This is a genomic window from Bradyrhizobium sp. RT6a, from assembly GCF_040547675.1.
Taxonomy (GTDB): domain Bacteria; phylum Pseudomonadota; class Alphaproteobacteria; order Rhizobiales; family Xanthobacteraceae; genus Bradyrhizobium.
The window spans coordinates 110,015-128,305 of record NZ_JBEPQC010000010.1 but is presented as its reverse complement, the minus strand read 5'-3'; the positions used below and the strand labels follow the sequence as shown (position 1 = coordinate 128,305).

Sequence of the window (18,291 nt, the reverse complement as noted above, 5' to 3'; positions counted from 1 at the left end):
GCCATCTACGCGCTGGCTACGGGCGGACAAGAACGTGGATGCCCGGGACAAGCCCGGGCATGACGAGACAGCAGCAGCAATCTCAGGCAACCGATGACCGAGCCGCACAACGCAACACTGGTGGAGAAGACTCCGCTCGAAACCTATGTGCCGCCGGCGAAACCCTCGCTGATTGGCCTGTCGCGCACCGAGCTTGCCGATCGCCTCGGCGAGATCGGCGTTGCACCGGCGCAACGCAAGATGCGCGTGCAGCAGCTGTGGCACTGGATGTATTTCCGCGGCGCCCAGAATTTCGAAGAGATGACCTCGGTCTCGAAGGGCATTCGCGCCGAACTCGCGCAACATTTCACCGTCGACCGGCCCGAAGTCGTGGCCGAGCAGATCTCCAACGACGGCACCCGCAAATGGCTGCTGCGGCTGCCGAGCGGCGACAATGTCGAGCGCGCGCATGAAGTCGAGTGCGTCTACATCCCCGAAACCGATCGCGGCACGCTGTGTGTGTCCTCTCAGGTCGGCTGCACGCTGAACTGCTCCTTCTGTCACACCGGCACGCAGCGGCTGGTGCGCAACCTTACCGCCGGCGAGATCGTGGGTCAGGTGATGGTCGCACGCGATCGTCTGAACGACTGGGCCGATCGCGAAGACGGCACGCGTCGCGTCACCAACATCGTGATGATGGGTATGGGCGAGCCGCTCTACAATTTCGACGCGGTGCGCGACGCGCTGCTCATCGTCGGCGACAACGAAGGCATCGGCATCTCCCGCCGCCGCATCACGCTGTCGACCTCGGGCGTGGTGCCGAACATTGTGCGCGCGGGCGAGGAGATCGGCGTGATGCTCGCGATCTCGCTGCATGCGGTGCGCGACGAGCTGCGCAACGAGCTGGTGCCGCTCAACCGCAAATATCCGATCAAGGAATTGCTGCAGGCCTGCCGCGACTATCCCGGCGCCTCGAACGCGCGGCGCATTACCTTCGAATATGTGATGCTCAAGGGCGTCAACGATTCGCTCGACGATGCCAAGCTGCTGGTGAAGATGCTCAAGGGCATTCACGCCAAGATCAATCTTATCCCGTTCAACCCCTGGCCCGGCACCGCCTATGAATGCTCGGACTGGGACCAGATCGAAAAATTCTCGGAGTACGTCTTCAACGCCGGCTACTCCTCGCCGGTGCGCACGCCGCGCGGCCGCGACATCCTCGCCGCCTGCGGCCAGCTCAAGTCGGAAACCGAAAAACTCTCCGCCAGGGAACGCCAGACGCTACGCGCCATGGCGATGACGGACTGAGCTGATGCGCGCACGTGCTCTCGCATCCTCGTCATTGCGAGCGCAGCGAAGCAATCCAGAGTCTTTCCGCAGAGGCAGACTGGATTGCTTCGCTACGCTCGCAATGACGGCGAGGGTGACGTCATGTCCCTGATCGGCCGCCTCATCGTCATCTTCATCGGCTTTCTGGCCGCCTGCTTCATCGGCGGCATGATCGTCGTTGTCGCGCTGTTGTTTCCGGAGTTCGCCGATCTCGGCGCCGGTCCCGTCGACCAGGGCACGATCGATATCGTGCTCGGGTTCGGCTTCATCTTCGTCTCCGGTTTTGCGCTGGTGCCGGCGGCGGTGATCGTCGCGATCACCGAGGCGCTCTACATCCGCAGCGCGCTCGCCTATGCCGTGGGCGGCGGCGTCGTGGGGCTCGCCTGCTATCTCGGCCTGGTCCCGTTTCATTCCGACACGCTGCAATTCGAAGGCATCGTGCGGCGGCACCTGGAGATCATGACCGGCGCGGGCATTGTCGCCGGTGTCGTCTACTGGCTGATCGCCGGCCGCAATGCCGGCGCTTGGCGCAATCCGCCGCTGCCGCGCAATCCGCCTCCGCCACTGCCGTCGAATTCAAGACCGGATGCGCGGTAGCTTGCGCCGTCATTCCGGGATGGTCCGAAGGACCAGACCACAGGTGCGCAATTGCGCACCGGGGAATCTCGAGATTCCGGGTTCGGTGCTGCGCACCGCCCCGGAATGACGGTCCCAAGGGTTTTCATCCCCTCCCCACTCGGCTAAACCGCGCGCCATGAACCGGACTGGACTCTTCATCGCCCTGGCGCTGTGGCTCGTGATCGGCGTCGTTTTCGGCCTCTATCCCGAGCTCGATCTCAAGCTCGCCGCGCTGTTCTTCGACCCCGCGACGAAGACGTTTCCGCTCAAGCTGAACGATTGGGCGAGCTTCGCGCGCGATGCCGCGATGTGGGTTGCGTGGGCGTTCGTGCTGCCTGCGCTGGTCGCGCTTGTGGTCAAGATGGTCCGGCCCGACCGCCCGCTGATGGTATCCGGGCGCGCGATCGTCTTCTTGCTGGTCACGATCATCATGTCGGCCGGCATCCTCACCAATCTCGCCTTCAAGACCTATTGGGGCCGGCCGCGCCCGGTGGTCGTGACGCAGTTTGCCGGCGATCAGCAATTCGTGCCGTGGTGGGATCCGCGCGGTGGCTGCGCGCGCAACTGCTCGTTCTTTTCGGGTGAGGGCGCGACCGCGTTCTGGACGCTGGCGCCCGCCGCACTGGCACCGCCGCCGTGGCGGCCGCTCGCTTATGCCGGAGCCGTGGTGTTCGGCCTCGTGACCAGCGGGCTGCGGATGGCCTTTGGCGGCCACTTCTTCACCGACGTGTCGATCGCCGGCCTCGTCACCTTCGTCGTGATCTGGTTTGCCTACGCGCTGATCTACCGCTGGCCGCGGACCCGGTTTTCGGACGAGGCGGTCGATGCCGCCCTGACCCGGCTGAACATGCCCGCCTACCGGCTTCGCCAGCGCCTGTTCGGCCGCAAGACGAGTGCCGAGCCGTCCGTTTGAGCCATTAAAGGGGTGCCGAGCCCCGCGAAATTTGATATTCGCGCGGTCAAGCCGTGAAACGACATCAGCCCTTCGAGACCGATTGGAAGCCCCATGACCACGATCCTGAAAAGCCTGCCCAAGGGTGAGAAAGTCGGCATCGCTTTTTCGGGCGGCCTCGATACCAGCGCGGCGCTGCTCTGGATGAAGCAGAAGGGCGCGCGCTGCTACGCCTATACCGCCAATCTCGGTCAGCCCGACGAAGCCGACTACAATGAGATTCCGCGCAAGGCGATGGAGTTCGGGGCGGAGAAAGCGCTGCTGGTCGATTGCCGCACGCAGCTCGTCCATGAAGGCATCGCCGCGATCCAGTCCGGCGCCTTCCATATCTCCACCGGCGGCATCACCTATTTCAACACCACGCCATTGGGGCGCGCCGTCACCGGCACGATGCTGGTCGCGGCGATGAAGGAGGACGGCGTCAACATCTGGGGCGACGGCTCGACCTTCAAGGGCAACGACATCGAGCGCTTCTATCGCTACGGCCTGCTGACCAATCCGGGCCTGCGCATCTACAAGCCCTGGCTCGACCAGCAGTTCATCGATGAGCTCGGTGGCCGCGCCGAGATGTCGGCGTTCATGACGGCGCAGGGCTTTGCCTACAAGATGAGTGCCGAGAAGGCCTATTCGACCGACAGCAATCTGCTCGGCGCGACGCACGAGGCCAAGGATCTCGAAAGCCTCGACAGCGGCATTAAGATCGTCAACCCGATCATGGGCGTGCCGTTCTGGCGTGACGACTGCAGCGTCAAGGCAGAGAAGGTCGTGGTGCGTTTCGAGGAAGGCCAGCCGGTCGCGCTGAACGGCCAGACCTTCAGCGATCCCGTCGCGCTGTTCCTCGAAGCCAACGCCATCGGCGGCCGCCACGGCCTCGGCATGAGCGACCAGATCGAGAACCGCATCATCGAGGCCAAGAGCCGCGGCATCTATGAAGCGCCCGGCATGGCGCTGCTGCACATCGCCTATGAGCGCCTCGTCACCGGCATCCACAACGAGGACACCATCGAACAGTACCGCATCAGCGGCATGCGTCTCGGTCGCCTGCTCTATCAGGGCCGCTGGTTCGATTCGCAGGCCCTGATGTTGCGCGAGACCGCGCAGCGCTGGGTCGCCCGCGCCGTCACCGGCGAAGTATCGCTCGAGCTGCGCCGTGGCAACGACTACTCGATCCTCAACACGGAAAGCCCGAATCTCACCTATGCGCCGGAGCGGCTCAGCATGGAGAAGGTCGAGGACGCGGCGTTCACGCCGGCCGATCGCATCGGTCAGCTCACCATGCGCAACCTCGACATCAACGACACCCGCGCCAAGCTGAAGCTCTACAGCGACACGGGCCTGTTGTCGGGCAGCGAAGGCTCGCAGATCTTCCGGCTGGAGAACGACAAGGGCTGAGGCTCTCGGGGATTGCTGCCTCATTCGTCATTGCGAGCGAAGCGAAGCGAAGCAATCCAGAGTCTTCCCGCAGCGATAGTCTGGATTGCTTCGTCGCTTCGCTCCTCGCAATGACGAAAACAAAAATGGCCGGGATTGCTCCCGACCATTTTGCGTTTGTGCGTGCCGTTACCGCGGCGGCGCGGTGCCGGGCGGGGGCGGCGGCAGCGAGGCCTGGCCGCCGTTGAGCAGCGGCGTGATGTTGCGGACGGTGACGCGACGGTTGATCGCGCTCGGCCCTTGCGTCTGCTCCTTCAGGTACTGCTCGCCATAGCCCTGCGAGGTCAGGTTCTCAGCCGGCACACTGAATTGCTGTGTCAGCAATTCGGCCGCGGACTGCGCGCGACGATCCGACAATGACAAATTGTCGACGTCGTTGCCGACCGCGTCAGTGTGTCCCTCGATCAGGAACACCGCACGCGGGTTGGCTTGGATCGCCTGATTGAGACCGTCGGCGATCACTTGCAGCTTCGCCGCCTGATCCGGTGGGATCGTCCACGAACCCGTCTCGAAGGTGATCGAGTTGACGTCGATGCTGGGCATCTGCATGCGAACATTGGGGCTGTAGCGGATTTCGTCGAGCGTATAACGCCGATCGATCCGCTGCACCGGCGGTGCCCGCATGGTCTGGTAGATCACGTCAGGCGACGCCTCCTGGGCATCGACGATATAGCGGTCGTAGGGAATGTTCACGACCGGCGGCGGCGCGTCGACATAGAAGCCGCCGACCGACTGCGGATCGCGATAGCTGTTGTCGATGATGATGAGCTCGCGGCCGCGAGAATCCCTGCGAATTCGCCGCAGCAGCCGACCGTCCGGACCGACAACAGTAATGATCTCGCTGCCGTCGGGACGGATCACCACGGTGCGGGTATCGGCTCCGACAGTCTCGGTGCGGATGTCGCGGGCGCCATAGCGGAAACGATAGAGATCGTTGCCGCGGACGTAGGTCTGCCCACCGGGATCGCGGATGATGATGCGGTCCGGCTCGGTGTAGACGGTGCGACCGCCTTCGACGGATTCGCGCCGCTGATTGTGGAGGTCGGCGATGGTGGCTCCAATCACGGCGCCGGCCACCACGCCAGCACCGATCGCGAGCGGCGTGAGGTCACGCTGCGGCGGACGCGGTGCTGGCGGCAGCGGTGCTGCGACCGTCGGCGCGGTTCGGAAGGCCGGCGCAACCGTCGGCGGCGCGTATTGCGCCCTGTTGGGCGGAGGCGTTGCGGCCGCGGAGCCCGGGACGGTGCTCGGGGCCGCAGCGCCGGCGGGGGGAGCCGGCGGCTGGGGCGGGGCACCTGCCTGCGGCTGGGTCGGCGGAGCTCCGGCAGCGGGTGCGCCAGCAGGAGGAGCTCCACCCTGGCGCCCAGGCGGCGGTGTGCCAGCGCCGCCGGGAGCTGGTGTCGCTGTCGGAGCGGGGGTTGCGCCGGGCGCGGGCGTTGCGCCCGGTGCGGGACCGGGACGCCCGGCGGGCGGCGTCGGGGTAGCCCCTGGCGCCGGTGTCGTCGTTGGAGCGGGCGTGGCACCCGGAGCCGGTGTTGGTGATCCCGCGGCCGGAGGCGCGCCGGGACGACCGGGCGGGGGCGTACCGGGGCGTCCGGCGGGCGGGCTGCCCGGAGCCGGCGTCGCGGTCGGCGCAGGAGTCGCTGTTGGTGAAGGGGTCGCCGTCGGTGAAGGTGTGTTCGTAGGTGCAGGGGTGGCAGCCGGCGCGGGCGCGCCCGGTCTCGCCGTTGGTGCCGCAGGCGCAGGTGACGGTGTCGCCGTGGGCGCCGGCGCGGGACGGCCCTGAGGAGTTGCTGCCGGCGGCGGCGGAGTCGTCGGGCGAGCCGCGGGCGGCGGTGTTGGTGCGTGCTGCTGCGGAGCTGCGGCGGGCGGCGGTGCTGGCGGCGTGGGAGCCGGGCGCGCGGCAGGCGGTGCCGGAGGGGGCGCATGCTGTTGCGGAGCCGCAGCCGGGGGCGGCGCAGGCTGCTTCGGGGCGGCAGGCGGTGGTGGGGGCGGCGGCGGTGCCGGACGGGCCGCAGGTGGCGGCGGGGGCGGCGGCGGTGCCGGACGGGCTGCAGGTGGCGGCGGAGGCGGCGGCGGTGCCGCTGGACGCGGCGGTGCGGCAGCCGGAGGGGGTGCCGCGGGCGGATGGGGCGGTGCAGCTGCGGGCGGCGGTGCGGCCGGGCGCGCGGGCGCCGCAGGCGGCGCGGCCGCTGGCGGTCCCTTCGGCGGCTGCTTCGGTTTTCCGTCAGGGCCGGTCTCTTGTGGCTGCGCCTGCGCGACGACGAGCGGCGGCGCGCTTTGCGCATGCGATGCGGAGCTTGCGAATTGCATCGCGGTCAGAGCCGTGGTGGCAAGCAGCACGAAACGAAGGTTGGTCATGATGGTGAACTTCCCCGGAAGGTTCTTTGACGAAGTGTTGGGATGAACAGCTACGCGTTAGGCCGGATTGTGGCGGACGAAGTGGACGCGGCCCGATTTATTTCTGCACGCAAATCACCTCACTATGGTGACGTTCATTGCGCATTCAGACGCAGGTTGCAATTGCCTCGGATGTGATGCGTCGCCTCATGCGCGATCCCGCGGCGGACTTGCGTCCGTCGCGGGATTCGGCGTGAGCGGGCCGTTCGGTCCGCGTGATGGAATCTCTTCAGGCATGCGGCCCGGCAATTCGTCGGGCGGTGCTGGCGAGCCGGGCTCGCGCACCGGCGGCGCGATTTCAGGCTGCGGATTGCCCGGCGGAATCCCCGGCGGCGGCTCGGTCGGCGTGCCCGGCGTTGACGGCGGAATCTCGGGCGGCTCGATCGGCATTACATGGAGACCTTGCGGTTGTCGCCGAGATCGGGCCGCGTGTTCGTCACTGCCGCGGCCGCCATCTTCACATAGGAGATCACGGTGCCCGGCGAGTCCCAAAACTCGGCATCGTCAGGCGTGACCTTGAGCACGCGGATGTTGGGATCTTCCGCAGAATCCCACCACGCTTTGGCGGGCGTCGAGAACAGCTCCTTGATCTTCGCACGGTCGTTGGAGACGACGGCGGTGCCCGTCAGCGACACGTATTTCTGGCTGCCCGCATCCGCGAACGACAGGTTGATGGACGGATTGCGCGCGATCTCCTCGTCCTTGTGCCGCCGCGCGTCGGTGAGGAAATAGATCGTGTCCGCGTTGCGATCGAGATAGGCGCTCATCGGCCGCGCCCGGAGCTTGTCGCCATCGCGCGTCACCAGCATCGCAAATCCGATCGACTTCATCAGATCCCATACGCGGTCGACGTCGCGGGCATTGTCGTTGGCCATGTCGTGCTCCTTCTTGCAAGGGACGACAACGGCTCGCGCGGAACGAGGTTCCGGCCGAAGGATGGAACTTATCTATTCCGGCGCGTGGCAAACCGCCTCGATGTTGTGGCCGTCAGGGTCGAGCACGAAGGCGCCGTAGTAGGTCGGGTGATAGTGCGCACGGATGCCGGGCGGCCCGTTGTCGCGCCCGCCCGCCGCCATCGCCGCCTTGTAGAACGCGTCCACCGTGGCGCGGTCCTTTGCCAGGATCGCGACATGCACCGGCTTGTTCAGCGCGCCCTCGCCGCCGATCCAGAAATCCGGCTTGCCGTCGGCGCCGAAGCCGGCGGCCGGATCGTGTCCGGTCTGCTCCTGCGTGACCTCCATGATCAGGCTGTAGCCGAGCGGCGCCAATGCCTTGGCGTAGAACGCCTTGGCGCGCTCATAGTCGGAGACCGGGAAGCCCATATGGTCGATCATCGTAACCTCCGTCGTTCGTCGTCAGCGCGACAGGAACGTATTGCTCCGCGTCTTGCGCGCAACCACAAAACCGCGCGCGACCATGTCAGCGATACAATCTTCCCGCCATTCCTTATGTGACAGATGCTCGATCACCACCGCGCGCGGCCATAGCGATTGCGGCGCGTCGCGGAAGAAGCCGATCAGCACGCGATCCTCGAAGCCCTCGACGTCGATCTTCAACGCGTCCACCCTGGTGACGCCGGCCTCGTCGAGAATGCGCGTCAACCGCAGCGAGGGCACTTTGATCGCCTCCGCGCTGGCTGTGCCGGTGACGACGTGGGTGGCGCCGAGATTGCCGCCGCCGCTCTCGATCATCAGCTCGCCGTCGCTGTCGCCGGCGGCCGCCTGCACCAGACGCACCTGCGTCGCTTTCGATGCGGCCTGGTTGAACGAGAGCCGTCCAAACGTCATCGGATGCGGCTCGATGGCGACCACTTTGCCCGATGGGCCGACCTGTCGCGCCATCACCAGCGCGAATGTGCCGACATTGGCGCCGACGTCGACAAACACGCCGCCGTCCGGAGTGTGCTGGCGCAGGAAGTCGAGCTCGTCGAGATTATAGTCGGGATTGAACAGCGCGCCGCGCTCGGTCGCGCTGCCCTGGTGATAGAAGCGAAACGATGCGCCCTGGTACTGGACGTCGACGGGACCACCGCGCAGCAGGTTCACCAGCCGCGACATCCACGGCCGGAACGCGCCGCGCTTCAGCCCCGATTGTGTCGCGAGGCGAATGATCGCGGCCTGCGCCGCGTTCGGCGCAAACGCGCCGAATGGCGCGGACGGAGGGGCATTGTCGGTCGTCAAGCGGGAGTCCTCATTGCAAGCGGCGCATGCATAGCCGGTTTTGCCGGGGACTCCAACGCTACGGGAGAAGAATGTAGCCCGGATGGAGCGCAGCGTAATCCGGGGGTCTTGCCGCGCGGACAGACTTTCCCGGATTGCGCTGCGCTCCATGCGGGCTACAGGTCACGCCGCCTTTTTCGGCGCCTTGCGCTGGCGCAGGAAGCGGCCCAGCAGCTTGCGCTTGCCCTTGCGCGGGATCAGGTCGATGTCGCTGACGAGTTTTGCGCCGCCCTTGCGGCGCTCCAGCACGATCTTGCGGCTGTGGAAGGCTTCCAACTCGACACGATGCGCGACGCTGACGATGGTGGCCTTCGGCAGCTCGTCGGTGACCATCTTCATCATCTTGTCCTGGCTCTTCTCGTCGAGCGCCGAGGTCGCCTCATCCAGCACGATGATGTCGGGGTTGTGCAGCAAGAGCCGCGCGAAGGCGAGGCGCTGCTTCTCGCCACCGGACAGGGTCTGGTCCCACGGTGCTTCTTCCTCGATCTTCTCCTTGAGATGGTCGAGACCGACCTTGTGCAGGGCCTCGCCGATCTCCTCCACGGTCCAGTCGTCTTCCGCGCCGGGATAGGCGACCGCACGGCGCAGGGAGCCGGAGGGCACGTAGGGTCGCTGAGGCAGCATGAACAGCCGCCGGTCGGGACGGAAATTGACGCTGCCGCCGCCCCATGGCCAGAGCCCGGCGATGGCGCGCACCAGCGTGCTCTTGCCGGTGCCGGATTCGCCGGCAACCAGCAGCCGCTCGCCAGGCTCAACCACCACCTCGGTCTCGCCGACCACGGCCGTGCCGTCGTCAAGCGTGACGGAGAGGTCCGTCAGCTCCAGCATGGCGTTGTTGCTGGTCTCGCCGCGCTTGATACGGCCGAGGCCATCGCCCTGCTCGGCGCGCTCAAGGCCGTCGAGCGACATCATCAGCGAGGCGATGCGGCGCGCGCAGGCATTCCAGTCGGCGAGCCGCGGATAATTGTCGACCAGCCAGCCGAACGCGCTCTGCACGATGGTGAAGGCGGAAGCCGCCTGCATCACCTGCCCCAGCGTCATGCTGCCGTCGAGGAATTTTGGCGCGCAAAGCAGCAGCGGCACGACCGGCGCAACGAGGCTCGATCCCTGCGACACCAGCGTGGTGCGCATGTGCTGACCCGCGAGCCGCGCCCATTGCCGCAGTACATTGGTGAAATTGCGGTCGATGCCGTCGCGCTCTTCGTCCTCGCCGCCGAGCAGCGCGATGCTCTCGCCGTTCTCGCGCACGCGCGTCAGCGTGTAGCGGAAATCGGCCTCGGCCTGGTTCTTGTCCTCGGAGACCTGCACGAATTGGCGGCCGATCACCAGGATCGAGCCCGATGCAATTGCGGCATAAAGCATCGCGGCGATCACCAGGAAGCCGGGAATCGTCACCGACGATCCCGCAAGCGTGACGGTGAGTGCCCCGCCGATGGTCCAGAGCACGACGATGAAGGTCGCGGCCGACAGCAGCGCGGACGTCACGCCGGCGAGAAAATCCACCGGCGAATCGGTTGCGACGCGCAGATCCTCCGCGATCCGGTATTCCGGATTCTTGTGGTCCCCGCTGACGAGATTGAGCTGGTAGTAGCGACCGTTGCCGAGCCAGCGCGTCAGCACGCTTGCCGTCAGCCAGGCTCGCCAGCGCCGCTGGATGCCCATGCGCGCGAACACTTGCGCCACGCCGAGCACGATGCTGCCGATGGCGAGCGGGAAGAACACCGCGGTGAGATGGAAGACGGTGGACGCCTCGCGCTTCTCGATCGCGTCGAAGATCGCCCGATTCCAGACATTGATGCCGTATTGAAAGCCGACAGTCAGGACGATCAGTACGCCGAGGCCGATGGAATAAAGCCACGCCAGCCGGTCGCCGTTGCGGCCCCAGAAGCCGCGCGCGCTGATCCAGAAGCGGGTGAGGAGATAGTCCTTGCGGGCCTGTTCGGCCTCTTCCGGCGACAGCTCCGGATCGGGCTCGACCAGCTCAGGCGGCGGCGGAGCCACTTCCTCCCCGGCCTCGCCGACGATTTCGACGATGGGCGGCTTCTTGCTCTTTTCGCGCTTTGCGGCCGGCTTTTGCATGACCGGATAACGCAAGATAAATCAAAAGGTTCCCGTGGGTTCCAAGCGCCGCTCATTCGGCTGCGCCGTCGCGCACCCGGCGGAGCCGTGCGACCCGGTGCAGCACGCGCGACAGCTGATCGATCGCATAGGGCTTTTGCACGAGCTCGAATTCGAAATTGCCGTCCTGGGACAGCGCCTCGCTATAGCCGGTGGTCAGCACGACCGGCACGCCGATGCCGCGGTCGCGGATCGCCTGCGCCAGGTCGAGCCCGGTCATATCGGGCATCACGATGTCCGAGAAAACGATATCGAAGCGATCGGCGTCCATGACCAGCTCGGCGAGCGCATCGGTTGCATTGTCGACCAGCGTGATGCTGTAGCCGAGCTCGGTGAGGCCGTCGGCGGCGAAATTGGCAAGCTCGATATTGTCCTCGACCAGCAGCACGGACATGCCGCTGCCGGCGACCGCCGGGGCCGTGTTCGGGGCCTGCCGCTGCGGCAGCAGGTCCGGCGGCACGCGCGGCAGATAGAGCGAGAATGTGCTGCCGTGCCCCACCTCACTCGTGACAGTCACCTCGCCACCGGATTGCCGGGCGAAGCCGAACACCTGCGACAGGCCGAGACCGGTGCCGTGGCCGACCTGCTTGGTGGTGAAGAACGGTTCGAAGATGCGCTCGAGCCGCGCAGCGGGAATGCCGATGCCGGTGTCGCTGACGGCAATGCCGACAAAGCCCAGATGATTTGGAAGATCATGGTTGCCTGCAAGGTCATGACTGCCCGCGGCGGCAGCCCGCGTGTCCGCAATCGTCGTCGCGGCCGCGACGTTGAGAACGATCTTGCCCTTGCCGTGCATGGCATCGCGCGCATTGGTCGCCATGTTGATCAACGCTGTCTCGAACTGGCTCGCATCGGCATTGACGAGGCAGGGCTCGGCCGGCAGCCGCATCGCGATTTCGATCGCGGGTCCGAGCAGCGTCGCGAGCATGTCGTGCAGCGATTGCATCCGCGCGCCGACGTCGAACACCTCCGGCTTCAAGGTCTGGCGCCGCGCAAAGGCGAGCAGCTGCGATGTCAGCTTGGCCGCGCGTGCGACCGCGTCCGCGATGGCGGTGATGTAGCGCTGGCGCCGCTCCTCGCTCAGTTGCGGCCGGTTCAACAGGTCGACGGAGGCACGAATCACGGTCAGGAGGTTGTTGAAGTCGTGCGCGACGCCGCCGGTGAGCTGCCCAAGCGCCTCCAGGCGCTGGCTGTGCTTGAGCGCCTCCTCGGCTTCGCGCCGCGCCGCGGCCTCGGCCTGCAGATGCTGGGTGCGCCGGATCGCCAGTGCCAGCAGCAGGAAGAGGAGCGCGGTGGCGGGAATGCCGAACACCAGATGCTGGCCCATGGTGGCGAACCAGCGCGCGCGGATCGCCGAGGTCTCGAGCCCCGCGCTGACATAGATCGGATATTCGGCGACGCGTCGGTAACCGATGCGGCGCTCGATCCCGTCCGACGGCCACGCGACGGTGATGAGGCCATGCTCCGGGTGGGCTGCGATGTTCTGGCGGACCGGCCCGGTGGGTTCGAGCCGAAGGTCGCGATCGAGCCGCGGCAGATGCGCCAGCAGCACCCCGTCGGTGCGTCCCATCGCGAAGAAGCTGCCGGGATCGGTGCCGATCCTGGCATAGAAGCTCTCGAAATATTCCGGCAGGACGGAGGCCTGGATCACGCCGATGAAGCCGCCGTCGTCGGAGTCGCGGCGGCGGCTGACCCCGAAGAAGCGCGCACCCTGATAGGGCGCGCGCGGCGTCAGCGAGGCGCCGATGAACGTGCCGATGGTCTGGTCGACATGGGCATAGAAATAGTCGCGATCCGCAAAGCTCTGCTCCGGCGGCGGCGAGGCAAGGCTGTTGACCAGTGACTTTCCGTCCGCATCGAAGATCCACGCCGATTTGAGCTGCGGCAGCGAATCGGTCAGCCGCTTCAGGCGGCGGTGCAGGGCCGGCTCGCGCGAGCGGATGGTATCGTCGGCAAGGCCGCGCACCACCTCGTTGAGCTCGGCGAGGCTGCGGTCGATCGTCTCGAACACCTTGAGTGCGTGCTCATGCGCGACATCGAGGGTGCGCTCGATCTCGCGGTCGCCGATGTCGTGTGTCGAGGTGTAGGAGATCGAGGAGGCAATCGCGAACAGCGCAATCGGGAGCGCCAGGGATGCGCCCATCATCCACTGCAACAGTTTCAGCGAATTGCGTTGCGCGCCCTGCACGGTCGCTCCGGTCCCACGCCGGAGAGCTTACTTGAATTTCCCGCCAGGAAGGAAGCAGCTTGTGGCGGGAACCGGTGGTTGCAATCCGCCGATTCGCGCGCGCAGGGAGCGGAGATGAAATCTACTCGAACACGGGCCCGTCGTAGCATGCCCCGGCCGTTGCGGCCGGGGATTGCAGCATAAATGACGCCTAGATCTGGCGCTCGACCATCTTGAGCTTGAGCTCGGCGATGGCTTCCGCCGGGTTGAGGCCCTTCGGGCAGGCTTTCGCGCAGTTCATGATGGTGTGGCAGCGGTAGAGGCGGAACGGATCCTCGAGATCGTCGAGCCGCTCGCCGGTGGCCTCATCCCGCGAATCAGACACCCAGCGGTTGGCCTGGAGCAGCGCGGCAGGTCCGAGATAGCGCTCGCTGTTCCACCAATAGCTCGGGCACGAGGTCGAGCAGCAGGCGCAGAGGATGCACTCGTAGAGGCCGTCGAGCTTCTCGCGGTCCTCGTGGCTTTGCTTCCATTCCTTTTGCGGCGTCGGCGAGGTCGTCTTCAGCCACGGCTCGATCGAGGCGTACTGCGCATAGAAATTGGTGAGATCGGGGATGAGGTCCTTGACGACAGGCTGGTGCGGCAGCGGATTGATCTTCACCGCGCCGTCCTTCACGTCGTGCATCGAGCGGGTGCAGGCGAGCGTGTTCTGGCCGTCGATGTTCATGGCGCAGGAGCCGCAGACGCCTTCGCGGCAGGAGCGGCGGAAGGTCAGCGACGGATCGATGTTGTTCTTGATCCAGATCAGGCCGTCCAGCACCATCGGACCGCAATCATGGGTGTCGACGTGATAGGTGTCGACGCTCGGATTCTTCCCGTCGTCCGGATTCCAGCGATAGACGCGGAATTCGCGGGTTTCGGTCGCGCCCGCGGGCTTCGGCCAGGTCTTGCCGCCTGAAATCTTGGAGTTCTTCGGAAGTGCGAATTCAACCATTTCGATAGAGCCTTCGCTGCTGTTCGATCAGTACACGCGTGCTTTGGGCGGGATGTACTGGACGTCGTTGGTCATGGTGTAGTCGTGAACCGGGCGGTACTCGATCTTGACCTTGCCGGAATCTTCCAGCCAGGCCAGCGTGTGCTTCATCCAGTTCTTGTCGTCGCGGTCAGAGAAGTCCTCGCGGGCATGCGCACCACGGCTCTCGGTGCGGTTGGCGGCCGAGTTCATCGTCACCACCGCCTGCGAGATCAGATTGTCGAATTCGAGCGTCTCGATCAGGTCGGAATTCCACACCAGCGAGCGGTCGGACACCGCGATGTCGCTGATGCCGCTGTGGACCTTCTCGATCAGGTTCTGGCCTTCGCTCAGGATGTCGCCGGTGCGGAACACCGCGCAATTATTCTGCATCACGTGCTGCATGCCTTCGCGCAGCTTGGCTGTCGGCGTGCCGCCGGAGGCGTAGCGGTAGTGGTCGAGCCGGCCGAGCGCCAGATCGGACGAGTTCGCCGGCAACTCCGGCTGGCTGGCGTTCGGCGTGAGCTTCTCGGCGAGGCGCAACGCCGCGGCGCGGCCGAACACGACGAGGTCGATCAGCGAGTTGGAGCCGAGGCGGTTGGCGCCGTGCACGGAGACGCAGGCGGCTTCGCCGATCGCCATCAGGCCGGGGATGATGGCGTTGTCGTCGCCGTCCTTCTTGGTCAGGACTTCGCCGTGATAGTTCGTGGGGATGCCGCCCATGTTGTAGTGCACGGTCGGCACGATCGGGATCGGCTCGCGCGTCACGTCGACATTGGCGAAGATCTTTGCGGATTCCGAGATGCCCGGCAGGCGCTCGGCCAGCACGGCGGGATCGAGATGGTCGAGATGAAGGAAGATGTGGTCTTTCTTCTTGCCGACGCCGCGCCCCTCCCGGATCTCGATGGTCATCGCGCGCGAGACGACGTCACGCGAGGCCAGATCCTTCGCGGAGGGCGCATAGCGCTCCATGAAGCGCTCGCCCTCGGAGTTGACGAGATAGCCGCCTTCGCCGCGCGCGCCTTCGGTGACGAGACAACCCGAGCCGTAGATGCCGGTCGGGTGGAACTGCACGAACTCCATGTCCTGCATCGGCAGGCCGGCGCGCAGCACCATGCCGCCGCCATCGCCGGTGCAGGTGTGCGCCGAGGTGCAGGACGCATAGGCGCGGCCATAGCCGCCGGTCGCCAGAATCACGGTCTGGGCGCGGAAGCGGTGCAGCGTGCCGTCGTCGAGCTTGAGCGCGATGACGCCGCGGCAGGTGCCCTGGTCGTCCATGATCAGGTCGATGGCAAAGAACTCGATGAAGAACTCGGCCGCGTGGCGCAGCGACTGGCCGTACATCGTGTGCAGCATGGCGTGGCCGGTGCGGTCGGCGGCGGCGCAGGTGCGCTGCGCCTGGCCCTTGCCGTAGTCCAGCGTCATGCCGCCGAACGGGCGCTGGTAGATCTTGCCGTCTTCGGTGCGCGAGAACGGCACGCCCCAATGCTCGAGCTCGTAGACAGCCTCGGGCGCGTTACGCACCATGTATTCGATCGCGTCCTGGTCGCCCAGCCAGTCCGACCCCTTCACGGTGTCGTACATGTGCCAGCGCCAATCGTCCTTGTGCATGTTGCCGAGGGACGCCGAGATGCCGCCCTGCGCCGCGACCGTGTGCGAGCGGGTCGGAAACACCTTTGTGATGCAGGCGGTCCGAAGACCGGCTTCGCTGCAGCCGACCACGGCGCGCAGGCCCGCGCCGCCGGCGCCGACCACGACGACGTCATAGGTGTGGTCTTCGATCGGATAGGCTTTGCCGTTGGTGGCGGGAGCGCCGTTGGCCTTGCCATTGGTGTCTGTGGCCATGGCTTACACTCCGGAGGAAAGTTTCAGGATCGCGTAGGTCGAGGCCAGCGCCACGGCGAACGAGAAGAAGTTGTTGAGCATGATCGAGATGAGCTTCAGCTTCTCGTTATGGATGTAGTCCTCGATCACGACCTGCATGCCGATCTTCATGTGCCAGGCGCTGGCGAAGATGAAGAGCAGCAGGATCACCGCGATCGGCAGCGAGCCGAGGATCTGTGCGGCGCCGGCCTGGTTGCGACCGAGCAGCATCATCACAATCACGATCACAGGGATCATCAGCAGCGTCATGGCGACGCCGGTGATGCGCTGGCGCCAGAAATCGGACGTGCCCGAATGTGCCGCGCCGAGATTGCGGACGCGGCCGAGCGGGGTGCGCATGGAGGAGCCCTTCGGAGAGCCGTGGGATTCGTCGAAACTCATCGTCCGCCTCCGATCGCGTAGGCGATGATCCAGACGAGGACGGTCAGCACGATGCCGCCGATCAGCGCGCCCCAGGTCAACGCTTCGCGCTCATTGACCTTGAAGCCGTAGCCGAGATCCCAGACGAAATGCCGGATGCCGCTGAGCATGTGGTGCATCAGCGCCCAGGTGTAGCCGAACACGATCAGCCGGCCGATGATGCTGCCGGTGAAGGCCTGGACGTGGCCATAGGCGGCAGGGCCGGAGGCCGCCGCAATCAGCCACCAGGCCAGCAGCAGCGTTCCGGCGTAGAGGGCAATTCCGGTGGCGCGATGGACGATGGAGAGCGCCATCGTCAGGGTCCAACGGTAGGTCTGAATGTGCGGCGAAAGCGGTCGTTCGATCCGTGCGGTCATGGGCTTCAATTGCTTTATTGCGGCCCAGCATGGGGCGCGCGGGGATCGCGAAAGGTCGGCTCTATTTACGGAGTCGATTTCACCTGCGCAATCACCAAATCGCCATCAATCGAACCTGGGTTCAGCTCTAGGCCCTTGATGTAACAAGGCCAATCAGCGCCTTGGTATACCAGGGCGGTGGCGCACCGACGAAAGAAAGAACTTAAATTCATCTCTTGTTACGAGAGCTGAGACGCATTGAAATTACTATTGGAACGGCTCTAAGCCGCAGCGGGCCGGCTAGGGTTCGAACCAGTCGGTTCATGACGTTCGAACCGGCAGCGATGGTGGGCGAGCAATCGCCAATTTCCGCCAAGCGCACCGATTTTTCGCGAGACGGGCGGATATGCGCAGCCTGCATCCCACCCCAGAACGGCAACCCACCGGTCGACCCGACAAATCAGATCGCCTAGAGCATTGCGGCCAGCTGTCCGAGCGATGCATCGGAGAAGTTGCGAGCCATCGCCGGGGCAGGTCAGGGGTGATTGCAGGACTTGATATCAAGGAAATCGTCGAACTCGCGCTGCTGCTGATCGCAACCGGCGCGCTCTCGGGATTCTTGGCCGGCGTGTTCGGCATCGGCGGCGGCGCGATTCTGGTGCCGGTGTTCTACGAGTGCTTCCGCATCGCCGGTGTGCCGCTCGAGGTGCGGATGCCGCTCTGTATCGGCACTTCGCTCGCTGTCATCATTCCGACCTCGATCCGTTCGTTCCAGGCGCATTACAAGCGCGGCGCCGTCGATATTGCGATCCTCCGGGTCTGGTGGCTGCCGATCCTGATCGGCGTCGTCGCCGGCAGCGTGGTCGCGCGCTACGCGCCGGAGCGGCTGTTCAAGATCGTGTTCGTCGCCGTCGCCTGGTCGGCCGCGGTACGGCTGATCTTCGCGCGCGAGAGCTGGAAGCTCGGCGATGACTTGCCGAAGGGGCCGCTGATGCGATTCTACGGTTTCTGCGTCGGCATTCTGTCGACCTTGATGGGCATCGGTGGCGGCCTGTTTTCGAATCTGCTGATGACGTTCTATGGCCGTCCGATCCATCAAGCAGTGGCGACCTCGTCGGCGCTCGCGGTGCTGATCTCGATCCCCGGCGCGCTCGGCTACATCTACGCCGGCTGGCCTGCGGCGGCGCACTATCCAGGCGTTGCAGCCCTGCAAGTCCCGTTCGCGCTTGGCTACGTCTCCTTGATCGGAGCGGTCCTGGTAATGCCGATGAGCCTCGTGACCGCGCCGCTTGGCGTGAGAGCCGCGCACGCGATGTCGAAGCGGACGCTGGAAATGGCGTTCGGGTGTTATCTGTTTATCGTCGGCAGCCGGTTTGTGCTGAGTTTGTTAGGCGGGCAGTGAGCGCCCCAAACTCCGTCATTGCGAG

General features: G+C 65.6%; 16 protein-coding genes. 5 read left to right on the top strand and 11 right to left on the bottom strand.

What is annotated here, in order from left to right; all coding sequences use genetic code 11:
- Window positions 1-93: 93 nt before the first annotated feature.
- The 4 genes from rlmN to argG all read left to right on the top strand — a co-directional run bounded on the left by rlmN (window position 94) and on the right by argG (window position 4,270).
- The gene (gene rlmN / locus ABIC03_RS34485; protein WP_354064777.1) at window positions 94-1,287 is read left to right on the top strand and encodes a dual-specificity RNA methyltransferase RlmN; all 1,194 of its coding nucleotides are present in this window, start codon (window positions 94-96) and stop codon (window positions 1,285-1,287) included.
- Window positions 1,288-1,410: 123 nt separating this feature from the next.
- Window positions 1,411-1,905: a hypothetical protein gene (locus tag ABIC03_RS34480; protein WP_275169157.1), complete on the top strand. Its 495-nt coding sequence runs from the start codon at window positions 1,411-1,413 to the stop codon at window positions 1,903-1,905.
- Window positions 1,906-2,062: 157 nt separating this feature from the next.
- Complete coding sequence (locus ABIC03_RS34475) at window positions 2,063-2,839, top strand: phosphatase PAP2 family protein (RefSeq protein WP_275169131.1); 777 nt, start codon at window positions 2,063-2,065, stop codon at window positions 2,837-2,839.
- Between the two features lie 93 nt (window positions 2,840-2,932).
- Window positions 2,933-4,270, top strand: coding sequence for an argininosuccinate synthase (gene argG, locus ABIC03_RS34470; RefSeq protein ID WP_354064775.1), 1,338 nt, complete (start codon window positions 2,933-2,935; stop codon window positions 4,268-4,270).
- Window positions 4,271-4,438: 168 nt separating this feature from the next.
- On the opposite strand, the gene ABIC03_RS34465 is transcribed toward argG, so the two are convergent.
- The 11 genes from ABIC03_RS34465 to sdhC all read right to left on the bottom strand — a co-directional run bounded on the left by ABIC03_RS34465 (window position 4,439) and on the right by sdhC (window position 16,885).
- Window positions 4,439-6,670, bottom strand: coding sequence for an OmpA family protein (locus ABIC03_RS34465; RefSeq protein ID WP_354064773.1), 2,232 nt, complete (start codon window positions 6,668-6,670; stop codon window positions 4,439-4,441).
- Between the two features lie 186 nt (window positions 6,671-6,856).
- The gene (locus ABIC03_RS34460) at window positions 6,857-7,099 is read right to left on the bottom strand and encodes a hypothetical protein (RefSeq protein ID WP_007604217.1); all 243 of its coding nucleotides are present in this window, start codon (window positions 7,097-7,099) and stop codon (window positions 6,857-6,859) included.
- Entirely contained in the window at window positions 7,099-7,584 is a 486-nt protein-coding gene (locus tag ABIC03_RS34455) for a pyridoxamine 5'-phosphate oxidase family protein (RefSeq protein ID WP_275174740.1), read from the bottom strand. The genes ABIC03_RS34460 and ABIC03_RS34455 overlap by 1 nt, the downstream gene beginning before the upstream one ends.
- 72 nt (window positions 7,585-7,656) lie before the next feature.
- Complete coding sequence (locus ABIC03_RS34450) at window positions 7,657-8,043, bottom strand: VOC family protein (RefSeq protein WP_354064770.1); 387 nt, start codon at window positions 8,041-8,043, stop codon at window positions 7,657-7,659.
- Window positions 8,044-8,064: 21 nt separating this feature from the next.
- Window positions 8,065-8,889 carry an FkbM family methyltransferase gene (locus ABIC03_RS34445; protein ID WP_354064768.1) on the bottom strand — a complete coding sequence of 275 codons (825 nt, stop codon included), beginning with the start codon at window positions 8,887-8,889 and terminating at the stop codon, window positions 8,065-8,067.
- Between the two features lie 162 nt (window positions 8,890-9,051).
- On the bottom strand, window positions 9,052-11,007 hold the full coding sequence (locus tag ABIC03_RS34440; protein WP_354064766.1) for an ABC transporter ATP-binding protein/permease: 1,956 nt from the start codon (window positions 11,005-11,007) through the stop codon (window positions 9,052-9,054).
- A 52-nt stretch (window positions 11,008-11,059) separates the two neighbouring features.
- Window positions 11,060-13,234, bottom strand: a complete 2,175-nt coding sequence (locus tag ABIC03_RS34435) for a hybrid sensor histidine kinase/response regulator family protein (RefSeq protein WP_354064764.1) — start codon at window positions 13,232-13,234, stop codon at window positions 11,060-11,062.
- A 190-nt stretch (window positions 13,235-13,424) separates the two neighbouring features.
- On the bottom strand, window positions 13,425-14,207 hold the full coding sequence (locus ABIC03_RS34430) for a succinate dehydrogenase iron-sulfur subunit (protein ID WP_354064762.1): 783 nt from the start codon (window positions 14,205-14,207) through the stop codon (window positions 13,425-13,427).
- A gap of 27 nt (window positions 14,208-14,234) precedes the next feature.
- The gene (gene sdhA / locus ABIC03_RS34425; RefSeq protein WP_354064760.1) at window positions 14,235-16,070 is read right to left on the bottom strand and encodes a succinate dehydrogenase flavoprotein subunit; all 1,836 of its coding nucleotides are present in this window, start codon (window positions 16,068-16,070) and stop codon (window positions 14,235-14,237) included.
- 3 nt (window positions 16,071-16,073) lie between these two features.
- A complete protein-coding gene (sdhD, locus tag ABIC03_RS34420; RefSeq protein ID WP_275174734.1) occupies window positions 16,074-16,490 on the bottom strand; it encodes a succinate dehydrogenase, hydrophobic membrane anchor protein in 417 nt (138 codons plus the stop codon).
- On the bottom strand, window positions 16,487-16,885 hold the full coding sequence (gene sdhC / locus ABIC03_RS34415; RefSeq protein WP_354064757.1) for a succinate dehydrogenase, cytochrome b556 subunit: 399 nt from the start codon (window positions 16,883-16,885) through the stop codon (window positions 16,487-16,489). The genes sdhD and sdhC overlap by 4 nt, the downstream gene beginning before the upstream one ends.
- Window positions 16,886-17,405: 520 nt before the next feature.
- Between sdhC and ABIC03_RS34410 the strand changes: the two genes are divergently transcribed.
- Window positions 17,406-18,266, top strand: coding sequence for a sulfite exporter TauE/SafE family protein (locus tag ABIC03_RS34410; protein ID WP_354064755.1), 861 nt, complete (start codon window positions 17,406-17,408; stop codon window positions 18,264-18,266).
- Window positions 18,267-18,291 lie beyond the last annotated feature (25 nt).